Origin of the sequence: Marinospirillum sp. (assembly GCF_044810985.1) — a bacterium.
Taxonomy (GTDB): Bacteria; Pseudomonadota; Gammaproteobacteria; order Pseudomonadales; family Halomonadaceae; genus Marinospirillum.
In genome coordinates this window covers 1,896,897-1,915,290 of record NZ_CP085242.1, presented here as the reverse complement: position 1 = coordinate 1,915,290, position 18,394 = coordinate 1,896,897, and the positions used below count along the sequence as shown (strand labels likewise).

The 18,394-nt window shown below is 47.8% G+C and carries 10 protein-coding genes; 6 read left to right on the top strand and 4 right to left on the bottom strand.

Going from position 1 to position 18,394, the window contains the following annotated elements:
* Positions 1-58: 58 nt before the first annotated feature.
* From LG323_RS08960 to LG323_RS08935, 6 genes are all read left to right on the top strand, one after another.
* Entirely contained in the window at positions 59-1,630 is a 1,572-nt protein-coding gene (locus LG323_RS08960) for an IS1182 family transposase (RefSeq protein ID WP_404415083.1), read from the top strand.
* A gap of 220 nt (positions 1,631-1,850) precedes the next feature.
* Positions 1,851-2,183, top strand: coding sequence for a DUF3892 domain-containing protein (locus LG323_RS08955; protein WP_404415080.1), 333 nt, complete (start codon positions 1,851-1,853; stop codon positions 2,181-2,183).
* Between the two features lie 216 nt (positions 2,184-2,399).
* Complete coding sequence (locus LG323_RS08950) at positions 2,400-3,209, top strand: hypothetical protein (protein WP_404415077.1); 810 nt, start codon at positions 2,400-2,402, stop codon at positions 3,207-3,209.
* 89 nt (positions 3,210-3,298) lie between these two features.
* Complete coding sequence (locus LG323_RS08945) at positions 3,299-5,131, top strand: hypothetical protein (protein WP_404415075.1); 1,833 nt, start codon at positions 3,299-3,301, stop codon at positions 5,129-5,131.
* Entirely contained in the window at positions 5,128-6,660 is a 1,533-nt protein-coding gene (locus LG323_RS08940) for a hypothetical protein (RefSeq protein WP_404415072.1), read from the top strand. Before LG323_RS08945 ends, LG323_RS08940 begins: the two co-directional genes overlap by 4 nt.
* On the top strand, positions 6,657-12,008 hold the full coding sequence (locus LG323_RS08935; protein ID WP_404415069.1) for an FtsK/SpoIIIE domain-containing protein: 5,352 nt from the start codon (positions 6,657-6,659) through the stop codon (positions 12,006-12,008). Before LG323_RS08940 ends, LG323_RS08935 begins: the two co-directional genes overlap by 4 nt.
* Here LG323_RS08935 and LG323_RS08930 read toward each other — a convergent pair whose 3' ends face one another.
* The 4 genes from LG323_RS08930 to LG323_RS08915 are packed head-to-tail and all read right to left on the bottom strand — an operon-like array spanning position 12,009 to position 18,334.
* Positions 12,009-13,112, bottom strand: coding sequence for a nucleoside 2-deoxyribosyltransferase domain-containing protein (locus LG323_RS08930; protein WP_404415067.1), 1,104 nt, complete (start codon positions 13,110-13,112; stop codon positions 12,009-12,011). It lies immediately after the preceding gene.
* A gap of 36 nt (positions 13,113-13,148) precedes the next feature.
* Positions 13,149-13,985: a phosphoadenosine phosphosulfate reductase family protein gene (locus tag LG323_RS08925; RefSeq protein ID WP_404415064.1), complete on the bottom strand. Its 837-nt coding sequence runs from the start codon at positions 13,983-13,985 to the stop codon at positions 13,149-13,151.
* A 4-nt stretch (positions 13,986-13,989) separates the two neighbouring features.
* The gene (locus LG323_RS08920; protein WP_404415061.1) at positions 13,990-17,385 is read right to left on the bottom strand and encodes a hypothetical protein; all 3,396 of its coding nucleotides are present in this window, start codon (positions 17,383-17,385) and stop codon (positions 13,990-13,992) included.
* The gene (locus LG323_RS08915) at positions 17,372-18,334 is read right to left on the bottom strand and encodes a DUF4007 family protein (protein WP_404415059.1); all 963 of its coding nucleotides are present in this window, start codon (positions 18,332-18,334) and stop codon (positions 17,372-17,374) included. The genes LG323_RS08920 and LG323_RS08915 overlap by 14 nt, the downstream gene beginning before the upstream one ends.
* Positions 18,335-18,394 lie beyond the last annotated feature (60 nt).

Below are 18,394 nucleotides of genomic sequence, written 5' to 3'. Positions count from 1 at the left end.
AGAAAAACCTCCCTGGCTATGCTGAAATGAACCATCCCTGAGCAACCGGCCCTTTCTCATGCCCAAGTTCAAACACTACGACTACAACCAGACCGCCATGGTGGTGATTAATTACCAGGATCAGCTGCAGCCAGGCACTTTTGAACACGCCTTGCACTACCTGATCTCTGAAAAGCTCGATCTCTCTGCTTTCCACCAGCCCTACAAGAATGATGCTGAAGGTCGCCCGGCTTATGATCCGGCCATCCTCCTAAAGATCATTCTGTTTGCTTACTCCAAGGGCATCACTTCCAGCCGCCAAATCCAGTGGTGCTGCAACACCAACATCATCTTCAAAGCTCTGTCCTGCGACACCATTCCTCACTTTACGACCATCGCCCACTTTGTCAGCAGCCAGCCCCAGGCCATTGAAGACTTGTTCGAGCAAGTGCTGCTGGTTTGTGATCAGCAGGGGCTTTTGGGGCATGAACTCTTTGCCATTGATGGCTGTAAAATGCGCTCCAATGCGGCCAAGGAGTGGTCAGGCACCTTCAAAGAGCTGGAGCAAAAACGCCAGAAACTCAAACGCCTGATCCGTCACCACCTCAGCGAACATCAGGACAGAGACACCTGGGAAACTGAGGAAGAATTGGATCAGGACATTCGCAAAGCTCAAACCATCCTGACCCTGAATGAAGCCGCTGAAAAGGTTGACCGCTTCCTAAAGACCAACACCCCAAGGAAGGGGCAGAGTAAAAGAGGCAAGGAAGTCAAAAGCAACATCACCGACAATCAGTCGGCCAAAATGACGACTAGCAAGGGCACCATCCAGGGCTATAACGGTGTAGCTTCTGTCGACAAAAAGCATCAAATCATCATTGATGCCCAGGCCTTCGGTGAAGGACAGGAACACCACACCCTGCAACCTATCCTGGAAACAATCAAAGACCGCTACCAACGACTGAGCCTCAACGAAGACCTTTATAAAGATCAGATTGTTGTCACTGCGGATACTGGCTTTGCTAATGAAGCCAACATGAAGTATTTGCACGAGAATGAAATCAACGCCTACATCCCTGACAACCAATTCAGAAGCCGTGATCCCAAGTTCGCCCACCAAAAAGACAAGTACGGAAAACGCCACCAGACACCCGGCAAGCCCAAAGCCAAACAACTCATCCCGGCCAGTGAGTTCCAGTTTGATCCCATTGAAATAACCTGCATCTGCCCAGCGGGAAACCAGATCAGCCACCGAGGCACCCGAGACAACGACCAGGGTGTTCCCACTGCTTATTTTGAAGGTCGACTGCTGCAATGCCGGAACTGCAAGAAAAAACATCAGTGCATGAAAAATCCGGCCTCAGCTGATCACAGAAATGGCACGGGAAGACAAGTCAGCTTCCCACTCAATGACAAACGGCCACCCAGCTATACCGACTGGATGAAACACCGTGTGGATAGTCCCAAGGGTAAGCAAATTTACAGCCACCGGATGTCCGTTGTTGAGCCGGTTTTCGGCAATATCGGTACCAACAAAAGACTCAGCCGCTTCAGCTTGAGAGGCAAGGATAAAGTTCAAGGGCAATGGCAGTTGTATTGCTTGATTCACAACATTGAAAAGCTGGCCCACTATGGCAAGCTGGTTCACTAAAGCAGTAGAGCCAGGGACAAGCCAACCCCGAAAAAAGGCACTACAAGCAGCACAAACACTGGCTTATAGAGGCCAGAAAAGGCTAGGAAATACAGAATCACAAGCGGTTGTCGGCAAAAACCGGCAACTGAAAAATGAACAACAAAAATCGAACTGTTGGTAGGGAAAGCTGGCTGGAAAGAGGTTTTTCTTCAGGCCTGTTATACCAAGGAAGTTGCTTATGGCTTTCATCACGCAAGAGGATAGAGAAATGGCAAAATGGGCAGACTATGGAATATCGGCGGTTCGTTACGATACTAACGACGAATACATTGATCAAGTGAAAGTGCATAAAGGTAATGGCGATTCTATTGGTGCGGGGGAAACATGGAGTCGAAAAGAGGCTCTTTCAAAAATGGATGACAGCAAGACCTTTGTAACCATTTTGAAGAACGACGGTAAATGGAAAAAGGGAGAAGATGTCCATATCATCATGGTTGAAGGTCGCCATTTTTTGAGAACCGATGCAAACAAGAAATCAAAAGATAACTTGGAAAGTCTTCCGAGGTTTTAAGTCATCAGGTGTCTGTTTTATTGGGGCAAGATCAGATTTTTCTACAGGATCGTTAGTTTTAGGAGGAAATTTGAGCAAAGTAATCTTAAGCTTTCCATATTCTGGAGCTCTGCAAGAGTTCTTTGCCAAAGAGCTGGTAGGAAATAATTTTGGCCAGAATCATGGGTATTATCAAACGCTTTGGGGGGCTCGAGCCAGGAAATTGTTACGCTCGCTTTGACCCTTTTTACTCTTTATGACGAGGTTATATTTTCACCAGTAGATAACCCTCTTCCTGATTTCCAAACCTATTGGGGAGATGAAGAATATTATCATCCTGACTTTGGGTTGAGGATGCCTTCAAGGCCGTCTTCCATAGGTTTGGATCGAAATGAGCAAGAGTTATATATTGACTGGGCGTTAGAGGATCGGGTTATATCTAGGGTTTTATCCAAGGTTCCACCTCCAGCAAAACGCCAAATTTTATTTCAAGTAGTGTGTGATATCGAATTGTCTTTGATTTATGGTGTGGAAGTTATATCGTCTACTGGTCGTCGAATGATTATGAGGCGTTTGTGTGAAATAGACTTTCAATATCAAAATGCTGGAAAAAATATAGTGAATTTTTCTGATCCGGTATCCCGGAGCGCAGAGCTAATAGTTCCGGATTTTGATATATCAAGCATTGACCTTCTCCATCGAATAAAACAAGATTCCACAACCAGAACGTATGCCAGAAAGGTGACATCTATTCTTGAGGGTAACGAAGGTATGCCTAAAGAATATTTCTACAGACTCGCCTTGGATAGTGATTTGAAGAATTCAAGAAACGAAACGATAAACAGATATGCAAGTACAGTGGGAAGAATTTGCTCATTTTTAGGCTTCATCCCAATAGTCGGACCAGTGTTCAGTGCAGCATCATTAGGACTAAGTGAGTCAGAAAGGTTAACGAATATTTCCAATAGTAGTTGGATTGAATTTAAGCCTCACCTATCAAAAATAAAGACGAAGTTTGAACTTGAACAAGAACTCAAAAAAGGTTGAAGCCAACTAAGTATACTATGTCTTTGGCCGATTGACAGCATATTGATTCTTGTGATTACATGTTTTTCTCTGGGGAATTGTTTAATAAAATGTATAAAAACAATGGGTTGATATCTTTTTTGCGTCATTATGGGCCTATAGCTGCTTCTGATAATATGTACGATGAGTTGATCCAGGCAGAAATAGAACGCCATAAGATCGATCCTGTTATTCACATTAGCCCCGCAAGATTGAACGAGGTTAAGAAAAACTTTGAATCTATCGAGCCTCGGAACATCATACTCACAGGGACTGCAGGTGATGGAAAAACGTTCCATTGCCGACAAATCTGGACTGCTTTTGGCGGCGATCCAGATCACTGGAATGCAGGTAAGAAAATCGTTTCCTTAACGCTCCCTGTATCTGGCAAAACACTAATCATCGTCAAAGATTTAAGCGAGCTCACTCAGGATGAGAAAATAAATGCTCTCAATGGCCTTGCCAGCTCAGTAACGGACGAATCTGCGGAGAATATATATCTTGTCGCTGCCAACGATGGTCAACTTCTCGCAAGCTGGCGTGATTGGTCAGACAACCAAGGAGAGCAGGAGCATCGGGTATTCAAGACTGTAGAGGACATGCTCGTAGAGGAGCGAATTGAAGACGAGTCACTGAGCCTTTACCTTTTTAATCTCAGTCGCCTAGACGCTTCAAGTCACTTTCACGAAATAATAGAACAAATTGTTGAGCACCCCCAGTGGTCAAATTGCGAAGGCTGTGACTTGCTAGGAGACGACGGCTCGACGACTTGCCCAATTCGGCTAAATCGAGAAAGACTCTGTAAGAGCGGTGACGGAGCAGTATTTCGCAAAAGGCTTGGAGAGCTGATGACCCTGGCTCGGGCCAACCGCATGCACGTGCCAATCCGCGACCTTTTACTTCTAAGCGTTAATATTCTCCTAGGGGACCGGCAGAGTGGCCGCATTCTCTTAACATGCCGTTCGGCCAAGAATCGCGCTGAAAAGGAGGATTATAGTTTAACCAACCCTTATGCCAATGTCTTCGGAATGAACATTCCTGAGCGGCAGAGACAACAATACCAAGTTTTCAACATCCTCGAAGCCTTCGGCATTGGGCGTGAAACCGACAACAAATTCGATAACCTATTAATTTACGGACCATATAGTGGCTCAGAGGCGTACACCCAGTTCGTGTCCAATGACATCTTCTATGGCGCAGCAGCCTACAAACAATATTTACAGGACTATCTTGAAGGAGCCCGCGACGATATAGAAGAATTTATGCAGGCGCTTTCGCGGCAAAGGCAAAGGCTTTTTTTCTCCTTGCCCTCTATCAGCCCCTTTGATCCCTGGCGCTTAGCCGTCTACCAGGCTTCCGGCCAGTTTTTAGAGTTTGTCGAGGGCTTAGAAGATGACGGCGACACCTCCCGAACAGAAGAGCTATTGGTCCGCGGACTCAATAGAACATTTTGTGGGATGATGATTGATGAAGGCACGAAGCTATATCTTGCGTCCTCTGGCGGAGATGGCCGTGGCAGGATTGCTTCGCTTCTAAATTACGATTTGCCGACATCCAGGTACAGAAGAGACCCCTATCTTAGTTTTGTATTAGATAAAGATGACGCAACGCCTTGCATGCAAATAATTGATCCTGCAGCAGATGGCGACGGCGTCATTGACACCCTAACCCTTCAGCTTACCCATTTTGAGTATTTGGTCAGGGTGGCAAGTGGAAGCTTGCCTGCCAGCTTTTCTCGGCAATGCAACGAAGATTTTTTGGACTTCAAGCTTAGACTCATAACCCGGCTAGACAGGTTGTTCGGCGAAGAACCAACTCGTGATGAGATAAACTTAGAGGCTCTCACTGTAAATAACGAGGGGCGAGTGCACCCTGAAAATATTCGAATAAGGCTAGACTCATGAAGGCACGTCTTGAGGCTCCAGCGAAATACAGAAACGATGTCAATGTGTGGGTTGATGAGGCTATATGGGGCCATCGACTGTACAATGACCAAACCCCTTGGCTCGTATTTTTAGAGTTCCTTGCAATATTTCAATCCCGCCAAGAGCAAGCGAAGGCTCTGAAGGAGAATTGGACTGAGGATACTCATGAAGCCTTTACGTACCACATTCCACGACTCCTTCCTCTTAGGCAGTTAATTTTTAACAACCCACACATCCGGTTTGTCGAAGACAATTATCAAACCGACTCGGAGCGATGGCAGGAATGGTTCAAAGCATTTTCTTCTGACGACGACTTCAGATATCTCCAAGATCGTTTTGGCTCGTTTGCTCGTCTTTCCCGAGTGATTGAGCTTTTTCAGACGACGGCAGTCGAGCCGCATCGTAAGCGAAGGTGGACGTCGCGCTTTCTTTTTCCTTATGGCCCGAACTGTCTCTACGCTGACTTGCCTGCAAACGCAAATAGTAGCCCAGACAGGCGTTTCTTTGCCAGGAGCGGCGAACTTCTTTACCTCATGCTCAATCGCAGTGGTAACGGCGAGCTTCTGGCTGATCTGATTTCTCATAAACTGCTACGCCACGACGAAACATGGAACCGTGTCGTTCGCGCCTTGCTCCCTGAAGGATACAGAATCGACTCGAACCCTGTATCAAGCACGATCGGCTATCTACCTTTCGCCGAACGAAGGGAGTACGGCGATCTGTCTGAGACTTGGCTTAAGCTACTTAATTTAGACCTCACAGGTGAGGCCCTACTAGATCCCTTGATGCGTCTCTCATCTTTGCACATGCTCATTTACATGCTCAGAAGATCCAATGAGGAAGTTGGGGATGCCAACGAGCCGAAGTTCGTTCTGGAGATAGCTTCTCCGAAAAGAACAACACTATTCGAACTTTCAAAAGAGAATTTCAGGGCGAACAGAATGTTATCCACGAGGGCTGTGCGCGCTTATATCGAAGCAGCTAAAGACGATGAGCGATGGCACAGGGCTTTGCAGGCGAGAGATCCTGCTGACGCGGTGCGGGAATACCTCGTTCAACGATACGATTGGCATCCTGCCGACGGCATCCCTTCAGGTGACCCGGAGACTATATTTGAAGCCTTGAGGGAATACGCAGAAAGTCGTCACCAACAACACGTTGGAAAGGTTCACCTGGAGTGGGCGAAACAAATTGGGTTGGCAGTATCGCGTAGAGGGTCTGGAACCTGGTACTCACCCGATGATTCTCTACTGAAAGCACTTGTCATGTGCGTTGTGGACGAGGGACGAGAGGAATATCACCGCTTTCTTTCCAAACTCTATGAAAAGTTCCGGTTAATAATTGGCCCGAATGAGGCAGAAAAAGCTTTCGGAACACTGCCTACCGATCAAAATGCCTTTTTACAAAATACCCAACGCTTGGAACAACGCTTAAGGACTTTGGGGTTGCTACGCCGCCTCTCTGATGATTGCGCCTATGTCGAGAACCCTTTTAGGAGCAACAAATGACACGAAACGAACTAATCTCGGCCGTCGCTCAAGATTTCATTCGGGCTCAACTCGACCAAGAGGCGGATGGTTCGATGCGTTTTTGTATGCTCGGACTGGAGCCTTCAATAATTCGCTCTATCGCACAGTCGGTGCTATCCAAGCCCACTACCGCATCAACAGTCTTGGTCCGGATAGCTAATCTATTCGACCCAAACGACGACCTTCCCGATTCAGCGAAAAGTAACCAGTCCATTACTCACTGGCGTCACTGTCGACTGCCGAATGAATTCCGAGCTGTTCTCTTTGCTGCCTCGCAAGAAGAACTCCAACGCAACGACAAAAGTGTCGAGAAAGTCACCAAGATCGAGACTGATACGCTGCGAAGTCGCTACGCAGCCTGGATCGATCAGGCAGGATTAACCTCTGCCTATCTGGATGAAACCAAACGGGAACATTTAATTACCGCCCTTAAGGCAGCGAATCAATCTCATGCTGCTCGCACAATTGAAACGTTTGCAGATTTCGTGCTTTCGATTGCTCACGGAATCACCGCGGATGGCCTACCACTGCAAAAAGCTGTTGATAACGCGCTGCCTAGCCTAAAACTGCCCAAGTTCTCGGGCTACTTTGACCGCATCCCGGAGAAAAAGCGAGATAACACTGGTGAATGGAGCAAGATATTCAGAGGCCTCCACACTAAAGTCCGGCCTCTGCTGGTACAAGAAACGGACAAAGGCGAGCCAATTCCTCGCGAGCATCTCCGCACTAATTTTGAAGAAATTTCTGATCGCCTCGAAGTATCAGAACAAGAGGTGATTAAAGCATTCCTCGATGCTGACTTACGAATTGATAGCTGGTCAGCCTCACAGGAAAGCTTGGTCAATTTGGATTGGAGATCAATCTCTGAGCTTTTCGAAGGTGTAAATAAAAGCTCCTCTCAGCCCCTCGGTGAAGAAACAATTAAATTCTTTGACGACGAATTCGATGACCTGCTTGAAGAGGAGGAGCGTGAGCTTCTTGCGAGTTCTTTCCCGAAAGATCCCTCAGAAGACCTGCAGGCCTTTTTCGAGACTCATCGAGAGCACGTGGCTAGAGACAAAAAACTGTCTGGCAAGTGGGAGCGCTATATCTATCGTAACCCACAAACCTACCAAGATTTCTTAGTGGGACTAATTGAAACATTGGACAGCTTACGTCGTCGGGTTAATGACGAGGAACTGAAAGAGAAGAAACTAACCGTTCGTATTCCGAACAGTAGAGAGAAGAGTTTTTGGCGGACTAAAAATCACAAGGTCGCACGCTACTTTGCATTTCGATACCGAGGCCTGGACGCAATTCTGGGAGAAAAAGTTGAAGTTGATTTCGGGAAATTAGAGGAGTTCTACTTTCCACGCGTCGAATCGGATCTCGCTAAATCTACTTCCGCCTCTAAAGAGGCCCGCTCAATTAAATTTGAAGTTGTTCTTGATCCTGAAGGTGCCAATACGAAAATGGTATTTCATTGGGAGATGCCGATCGACGCTGTAGCGACCGCACTGCCTGATGACCTACTGAGCGTCGCAAACGAGACGGAACAATATGCTTTATTACCCACGGCGGATATCACTAGGCAATCAGTAAGCGCCAAGGGAAGCATACAGCGGATCGATTTAAACGACATCAACACGATTCGCGATATCTCAAACTCAAACACGGGGAAGCTTGTAGCCCCTAACAGTAGTAGCGGCGATCGAAGTTCCTATTTTCTGGAACAGCTGACTGAATTATCGCGCGTATTGGGGTCTGAGAGCGTTGCGAACATACAGACACGTTTCAATAATTTTTTAACTGCCTATTCGAAAGCTATCCGTGAATGGACTATGCCAGAGGGAGCAGGCATTGGATCAGATACCTTTGTCGCGCAAGCTGAAGCTTACAATGAGCTACTTACATCACTTCTATACCGGGCAAACAACGATCTTGCCCGCGAAAAGTTAAGTAAGGAAATTCTGCGGCTTGGCGTCGCCAACGTAGGCGCGGGCAACCTCGCTGCGATCATTGCCCCCTGGCATCCATTACGTCTTGCTGAGATTAGCATAAAGGCACATCAGGCAACCAAATTAGTGAACGATGTTTTGGATGCGGAAGAGAATGATATTTTTCGCGCGGATCTCCTCTTCTCTCAAATTCAAACGGAGCTCCGCACAAACTATTACCCAGAAGTTTGCATTGGGTTTGATCACGACCAAACACAACTGCTCTCCGCTGCAGATACATCATTCGATTACACACTGGCTGAGCCACCATTACGAAAGTCTCAACGTAGTGATGATGCACTTGATATAGAGCCAGGTGTCGCCGCAAAAGCCTTTAGCGATGTCGGCGAACAATATCTAAAGTTACTGCCTCACGAACGCAGTAACTTCTCCGTGGTACTTTACAACGCTGAATCCAAAGCCTTGCCGAGCGCCCTTGCTTCGGAACTCTCTAGCAAGGTTGAACAAGAGAATCAGCTCCAATGTGATCTTTTGCTTACCCACTCAGAGCCTAAACGTATAAGACGAATCTATGAGCAGCAAAATGTATCTGTAAGCGAAGAATCTGGCTCAGTTATGGCCAGCGAGGCGGCGAGAAACTTTCTGTCTCGATTGCGCGTTGGATTCTTGGATGCGGCCAAGATTCCGGATGACGACTCTGATCGAGCCGCAGATCTTGTAGCGCTGCAAGATGTCGTGGCCAGAAACGCTCAATTGGTTTGGAAGAAAGCTCCTGGGGACAGACACCCCGAGATGACTACACATGTGCCCGCGAGGTGGTCGCGACGTCGACCCATTAACTTGGCGGATACATCAACTTCCGTCTATTTGGCCTGCCCGGTCCAACCCCGCGCCGGGCAAAATTACCTTAACCTCATCAACGAATTTCTTAACGGAGATAATGCTCTTCCGGGTGATGTTATTCCAGCCCGGGAGGTAAATTTCCGCGATGGCGATATCGGCAATATTTTTACTCAAACCCATAAGATCGGTGAATGGGTAGTGAACTTCGATGAGCTCGTGGATCGGCGCCTGCTCAGCAATAACGGTGTTCGGGTTATTCGCCACATACGAGACCGGCAAATGGAAAGAAACATCGTTGTATCGACAACATCGAAGCCGAAGCTTCTGCGAGTGCTTCTCAAAGAGCGGCTGGATAGGATCGATCCGTCAATTACGAAAAGCAATGAGGCAGTCATTGATAAGCTGATTGACAAAGCGAATACATTGTCCGGACAAGTCGTAATGCGTGCAGCTCGATATGGCCACTACGCGAATGAACTGCTTGGCATCGTGCTATCGATGGAAAAAATTCAGCGTGGCCTTGGCGGTCGGAATCAACCAATAGGTTGGTATTTTCTGGATGATTTTGCTTCCTGGTTTGGCCAGCGTGAGGAGCAAATAGCCGATATTATGGCGATCGCACCACGCATCATTGATGGCAAGCCGGTTCTAAAGGTGGCAATATCAGAAGCAAAGTTTGTTACCTCCAGCGGTTACCGTGCGCAGGCAAAGAAATCCGCAAAGCAACTAGAAGAGACCATCGCGCGCCTAGGACGAGCCATTGAGCCAAAGCACACGCGCATAGATCGCGATATATGGCTTAATCGCATCGGTGATTTCATGATTGAGGGCATGGAGCGCTTTGACTCTGCTTCTATGAATGATTGGGATCTGCACAGATGGTCAGATGAGGTGAGGCTTGACGGAGTACCGATACAGCTCGCAGGCTTTTCTCATGTTTTCGTCCACGACAATGATGAATATGTTGATGCTGGCGGTGCCATTCCTTTAAAGGGAATGCCGCACTGTTCTCAGCAAATCTTTGACAAGGCCAGCGTTGCGGAAATGTTCCGGGCTTTCGCCGAAATCAACAAGGCTGTTGATACAGAAGGCGATACTGACTCTGGGATTTGGGCTGATGCCTTGATGTCCAGAAAGTCATCGACAGTAACCGCACCAACCAGCTCAGAATCCGAAACACCTGCTCAGCCGATAGAACCTGAAAGCGGCACTAGTGAATCCGAAAGCAACTTTGAATCGGAAATGTCAGGCGAGCGCGATAGACCTAGCTCCAGTTCATACGAGGAACCCGAACAGCCCCAGCAAGCTCAGGACCCAGAAGTCGCCAATTCTGATATCCCTGATCAATTGTTGGAAATGTGGCCTTCTCGTCAACTTGCAGGATGGGTAAGTGGAGGCAGCGCTTCAGAAGACGATGATGAGGAAACAAAAGCTTGGCTCGACACAACTGTAAAAGCTTTACAGCGGGCTTTGCGCGGTTATGATATGACGGCCGAACTTCTCGGAGCGAGGCTCACACCCAACGCTGCGCTTATACGCTTCAGAGGATCCGACGATCTTACGATTCCCAAAGTCGAGAAAAAACGCCAAGAATTGCTAACATCCCACGCTGTTGATGTTATTAACGTGATGGCTGCTCCGATGGAAGTCATCATTATGGTCAAGCGACCACATAGGGCGATACTGCGGCTGCGGGATCTCTGGCGAAGAAGGGAACTACCGCCAACTGCACCTGAATCAAATACAAGCTTGCTTCTCGGCGCTAAAGAGTCCGATGGAGAGTTGCTGTACCTAAATGTTGGCAATGAGTTCGGAGGACTCCAGCCGCACGGTCCCCATACCTTAATCGCGGGTGAGACTGGCAGTGGTAAGGGTGTACTGGTCCAGTCACTTTTATTGGACATTTGTGCAACCAACTCCCCCAACAAGGCCCGCATTCGCATGATTGACCCTAAAGCCGGGATAGACTTTCCTTGGCTTCGCAACATGCCGCACCTTGATGGCGACCTCATTACCGAACAAGACGAAGCAATCCATGCGCTGGAAGAGCTTGTGGCCGAAATGGAGCGCAGAAACCGTCTATTGGCTGAGGCAGGTGTGACCAAACTGGATAATTACAATCGAAAGGTTCCGCCCTCCGAACAACTACCAAGGATTTGGCTGTTCCACGATGAATTGGCAGATTGGATGATGATCAATGAATACAGAGATGCCGTTGATCTGAATGCGAGCCGTCTAGGCGTAAAGGCCCGAGCAGCTGGCATCAACCTCGTGCTTATCACACAACGACCAGATAAAGACGCCCTGCCAATGCAGTTAAGAGCGAATCTTACTAACCGGCTCGTGCTGAAAATGGCAGACAAGAAAAACTCGATACTAGTTCTCGACGAAGCCGGTGCAGAAAGACTGCTTGGTAGAGGCCACTTAGCGGCGAAGCTTTCCGGAGAAGGCCATGTGATTCTTGCACAGGTTCCGTTCGCTTCTGAAGAGGAGATAGCAGAACTTGCCACCCTGGTCAAAAATGCTTGGCTCAGGCGAGCTCACTAGCTATGGCAAAGACTTTAGATAATTGACACCTTCATCTATTGACTCAAAAACAGCATCTGAAGCCTCTCTGATTATTTTTACATACTTAGAGAGGTTTCGGTCACTTTCCGATTTCTCATCGACAAAGATGACGTGTTTTCCCTTGGCGGCCGCGTATCCAACCTCTAATGCAAGACCGTAACCACTGGGGTTCGTGGACTCAAAATAGGCGAAAACAATATCGCATTTATCAATCGAATATAAGTCCCAGCTCGTATAGGCCTTAGAATCAGATAGACCGTTTTTACTTGGATCTATAAATTCAAACCCACCGGCACTCCTCATAATAAAATCTTGCCATCCGGATCTATGCCCTCCCGACAAATAAATAACCTTGCGGGAATTTTGAGATATACTCTCGCTTTCCGCAGAAGATTTTAAAGTCGCGAGATAGCAGTCAAGAGGCAACCTTCGAGCTCTAGCAAAAAACTCACGCTCTCGAAGTACAAAAGGCAGAGCGAGTGCTATACCCAAAACAAAAATAAAAACAGATGCAAGGATCGCTCCCAAAATAGGATAGATCTCATCAATCCAAATGGAAATAACAGAAACAACTGTCAAGATTAGTATGCTAGTTGCAACGCCTTGAGACAAAAGGCTAATGAACATCAACCTAACTGTCGTTTCTTTATCAGCACCATCGATCGAGGACATTGCGACGTTCCTCAAAGTCCGTAGAGACCCCACCCCTTTGAATTGTTGACTTATTATTTTATAAGAATCCTCATTCTCCAAATTTTTATTAAGATCTTTGTTACTAACCAAGAGCTTTTTAATCTCGGAATTTTCAATTTTTTCTTTTTTGAACAAACAATTGAGGATAGCCTGACAGCATTTCGTATATAGCGGAATAAAAAAATACTGGCCGAGCGCCGCCAGCGCGGCACCAAAGCAGTATGACACCGCCAGGAAGACCCAAATCTCGAATTGCCCGGTAGGTTTGAAATCCTCAGCGAAATCACCTGGAAACACGAAAAACAAGCCAACAAGCAAAAACATCCCAGGCAAGAGCTGGCCGATAACTTCGTAGAAAAACTTCTCTAAAGCCGTTACGAAATTTTCCATCTAATCGTACTCTTAGGAATGTGGACAGATAACATCTTATTTATGACAAGCAAGACAGACCTTCGCTTTCCCATAAAGGTCATCAATATCCAAAGGCTCACTGTCACTGCGAAGAGGGTTTTTTTGAGATTTACTCTTCTGCCTAGCCAAACGCGCCTTGTGGTCCTCTTTTATCTGTTGGACTCGGTCAGGCTTCTCTAGGTCTTCCAGAGACTCGCCTTGGCTCCAAGTAAACGGCGATCCGTGTTCAACAGCATTTTTTTCGTAGGCTTTGGCTTCTTCAAAAGCTTCTGGGTGACGCTCCATCAAGCGAACCCATTCAATCTTCTGCTGATAGAAGCAGAACGTACAGCCACTTCGAGTACGCCACTCATAATATTTCGGTAGCCCCAGGCCAGCTCCCTCTAGAATATCCAGGACATCTGCCTTGTCGATACCGGCATCTTTGAAGGGGAGCTTTACTATAAGGTTGTCGTCTTTCGACGCGTAGCCTTCGCGATACTCCTCATCCCCGCGAATAGCTACGTAGCTGTATATGGTCATACCCTCATCCAGCATAGGGCGAACCCATTGCTCGAACGGTCGGAGTTTCAGCTGACGCGTGCACCATCTTGTTTGGGCAGAAGGCAAAAAATCATTGTATTGCTTTAACCAAAAATCGAAATCCCGATCGGGATTCAAACGTTGGATTGGCTTACCAAGAAATCCTTCAAGGCGGCCAAGATACTCATATACCTCGGGCAACTCTTTACCAGTATCGGTAAAGAAATACTCGATATCGATTTCAGGATGGTGTTGCCGCATGTACACAGCCAGGGCAGCACTATCCCTTCCCCCGGACAAACCTAAAACATGCCTTTCTTTGGTTGCCATATCGCTATGCGACCTCACCGTTTTCTGAATTGGACTTCTTTAACTTAGGGTCTTCGATGTATCGCGCACTCAGTTGTGCTAACGCAGCGAGAACAATATTTTTGTTCATCGTTCCAGCCCCATCCAAGGTCTCCGCGACCCTATCAACGAGATGCTCAATCTCTTTCTGATCGGAGTCGGTAACTTCAAATTCTTTCAGAAGCGGCGTTGGCCTTCCTTCTTTACCAACAAACACTGCCATTGCATGGCGCTTCTCAGGTCTGCCTTTTATCCTTGTGAAAGTTTCAGCTTTGAGGAACTTTTGCGCCATAGAAGCCAGCTCTATTGATGCTCGATCCATATCCGGATCAACCCAATCTCTCGGCGGTTTGTTTGCTGCAAGGCTGGCAATAGACTCAAAGCCTTGGTCGCTGCCTTCAAATTCTGCAAGCCGCCCCACAAATGCGTCCAAACGGAAATCACCAGCGAGCTCCTTCACGTTCTCCGCTCGATCGCGTAATTCAATGAGCGATTGAGGTGAAAGATTAGGGACTTGTAACTCAGCAAGTAGCATGTCCCGAAGTCGATTTATCATCGCAGGGTATGCTTGCACCAATTCTTGAAGCCCCTCGCGTACGACAGAAACGACATTGTGAACATCAAATTGCTCTGATATATCCGCACTCTGCGGATCGACAAACGCTGGAATATCATCGAATAAAAACTTATTCGGATCGTTTGCGCGCTTGAACATATCTCGAACCTGAACGGCCCTAGAGGACAGTCGCATGGTTCGCTTCGTCCAGTTTGGGAGCTTCTCATAAATAGCAACTAACCCTCGCGCAACATCGATGGGTTGGAGATGGATGAGCTCATTGTTTCCGTCAAGCTCCCGCACGAGATCGACCATTTCTGAGAGCAAGCTACGCGAAACCTTATCAAGATCCATCCAACGTAATTGGATCGTCTCCGCGTCTTTTGCCAGGTAATCCACGTCCACATCATCAAATGTGGCCCGGAATAAACCTTGCCTGTATACAGCGAGGTGATCTCGTTGACTTAGGATGAACGCAACGGATAATACGGGCATCAGTCCCGGCTTAATACCGAACGGCTTTTTCGCCCAACAATTATCGAATATTTCAGCGATTGTTACGGGCCGATCTTTGCGATCTTTAATATACTTAATTGCGGCGTTCCAAGCTGGAGCTAGGTTGTGCTCCTTGTCATCCTCAGGTGGTGTAACAAAACGCCAACCATTCTCGGTTTCAGCATGAATACCGGTGGCTTGTAGAAGCGAAGCATACAGACCGCCTTCCACCGGGAAGCCTTCAATGCCCAAGCACGGCTCGGCTTCGTGCATTATCATACGTTTAAGAAGCCTATTTTGGCCTGCTATGGCGCTGCCTGAGGGCTTTTGACGATTCAGAAGCTCGTTGTGCAGTGTTGGAGACAGACTAAAACGCTTGGCCGCGAGGTCGGATGCCAAACCATTTAAGCCAGTCTGACTGTATTGCTTTGGTAACTCCCCTTTTCGGCACCATGTGGCTTCGGCAACAAACTTACTCAACTCCATTTCCAGCTGCGCCTGCATCTCGGCAATTCTTGCTGAGACTTCACGCCTCGCTACCGGATCACCGGCAAGCTCGGGGTGATCATTACTAACTTTGTGGAGCGCTAACAACTCCTTTGCCAGCACCACGATGGACCAGGCTTGCGGTGAGTAGCCCGCAACGATGTCCCATTCTTCACTTAACTCGGCCGCTTCTTGGCAAAGATCGTAAATCCGCTCTTCATCTTCCCCTTTAGTAGGAACGACGAGCAGGAACGCCCCAATAACTCCGCTCTTTGGTTTAAACCCCTTAGCTACTCCCAACACATCTTTTGCAGGCGCAATGTTCATATCGAACCATCGCATGGCGCCTGTCTTATGATAATGTCGCTTGGCGAGAACCGGCTGCAAACCAGCCAATGATTCAAGATTCTTGTAATCCAGTTCCGCAATATCGTCTAGCGCAATGCCGAGGGCCTGATCGATATTAAAATCACTGCCAGCAAAGATTGCATGGGCACCCTGAAACTTCTTGAATATAGTCAGCGACCATTTATCCAGAAGTGCGAGCGCATCTTTCAAGGAGTCTTCGCTAAGATCAGGGAAGCAAGTTTGAAGCAGCTCAAAGCTTGGCACTAGCCCGGATCGTTCCTTAAACAGATCTATAAGTGCTATGTTTTTTAGGAGCCTAACTAAGAAATCATCCCCGCCGCTACCTTCACACCGGTCTAAAGCTTCGGCTGCAATCGCCCATCGATGACCATCTGGAGATGCCAGAATCGAAGGCTCAAGATTGGCGCGCAGATAGTCCCACAGCATATCCGGTGTGTAGACATCAGATTCATTAGCCAAGCGGAGAAAATCTTGAAATCCATTGGGCTCCGAAGAGTTGAGGAAGCCGAAAATACTACGTTGATTTTGCCCAAACCTCCGTCGAGAAATAGGACCTAAAAGGCAAGCCACAACAGGGTGTAGAGGCCAGCAGCTAGCAAGCATCTCGGTTAATCGCCCCGCACTCTCTGGATGCTCCTTACGCGCAATGTTCGCAACAGTTTGCACTTGGCGTCCGGGCTTCGGCTTGCCTCCATCTACCTCAATTGCACGAGAAATTAAGTCAATCTGTTCTTCGCCCATCGTGTTAACGGGCAGATCAACGAAACGTCCTTGAATCTTCGACCACTCATTCAGCAGTTCATGTGAAAGCCGATGGGCATATTCGTCAAACGCTTGATGTAGGACGCCTACGAAAAGAAGTCGACCGTTACTCCGCGATGCAGCTTCGGCTATTCGCTGGAAAAGATAAACATCAGATCCATCCTGAGCAGCAGCTTCTAGAAATTTCCCCATCTCGTCGACAAATAATAGGAGACCACCATGCACAGAGGCGTCGCTGTTAGCCAGAGAGAGGAGACTTTCCACAATGCTGTCTTCCGTCCAGTTTACTCCCGGACTTGAAGAAACGTACCCCGCCTTTTCTAGTGCCTCCCCCAAAACATGGACCGGATCGCCTCGTTTCCCAACGACCGGCAGGATTCGCCATCCGCGCTCACCAGTCGGAAAGGCTTCTCGTATCGTTCGGGTGAGTCGGTTTCCGAAGACAGAGGCCGCTTGCTCCGTCAACTCAGCGTTTCCTTCCAGTAAAGCACTAAGAGCAATGGCTAAGCTTGATTTGCCGCTACCGTATGGCCCTGTCCAGGTGAATGCACCCTGCCCAGTTTGAGAGGTATGCCTAGCCATCGAGACAAGAACATCAGCTGAAGACTGAGGGCAAATAAAACCATTTAAGGCTTCTTTGCTCCCAAGATCCGCGTCGATTTGTATTGATTTCTGGAAACGCCGGGCAATGCTGACTCGATCAATCAAAGACACTATGCGCCTCTCTATTATCTGAGCTTTCAAAGTCCTTTCGAACGAAATCAAGTGCACTACCGAACTCCAGGTCCAGGTTCCGAATAACTTGCTTCAAGCCTGCAGTTTCCGACCAACGGAGATCATTGTCCGTAAGGGCATCAAGCCTAAACAACCGGTCGGCGACATCGTTCTCATCAAGCAGAAAGATCCTTCCAGGAGATCCGGGTTCGTGAGCGATTGCCTCGAATGAAAGCGTTGAAGAAGCGGGAGAGAATTCCTGCCAGAACTCTAGGAGTGCACAAATGAAGACGCCGTCACCCAATGTATTTTTTTGGCCGCGTACAAATCTGTACTCATCCCGCCGCGACACGTGCTTTATTAAGCCAAGCTCCGCAAGTGGGCTTTCAAGAGAATCGTCTCTTCCACCTTTCCCCGAAACGGGCTGACCTGCATAAGTGTTTAGAAAGCAAGCAACATCATTCTTTATCGTGGTTTTAGCTGATGAGGGCCATTCACTCTGCAGTCTTTCGATGAACTTGTCGCGCTCGAATGTCACGGCTGAATAGTTACTAAAGGCCCAATACCACGTCGTTTTTTTCTTCCAATCCGTCGCCAACTTCCAATGAATCAACCACAGAGAGTTCGGACTTTCTAGATAAGGATCGACGCCATCAGGACCAAAAAGCAGCTTACCTAGCACAGTTGTGGTAACTTTATTTTCACCCACAGGCTCTTCGATGACACCGGCAACCGTAGCCCAATGCCGAATTGACGCCACCATATTTTTGCCAACCCCAAAAACTGCAATAGCATCATCACCCCAACACAGGGCCTTATTGGCAGGCTCATCTTCTGTCTGAGACACGCGATCAAAACACTTTTTTAACCACCCGTACCTAAGCGGAAAAGTCTCGTGTCCTGAAAATTGAGGTTTATAGTCCTGATGATAAAGTGGCCCACGCGCCATGCACTGCTCTCCTGGATGATTCGTCCAGGTGACTCTAATACGCATCCTATGGTATGGTCA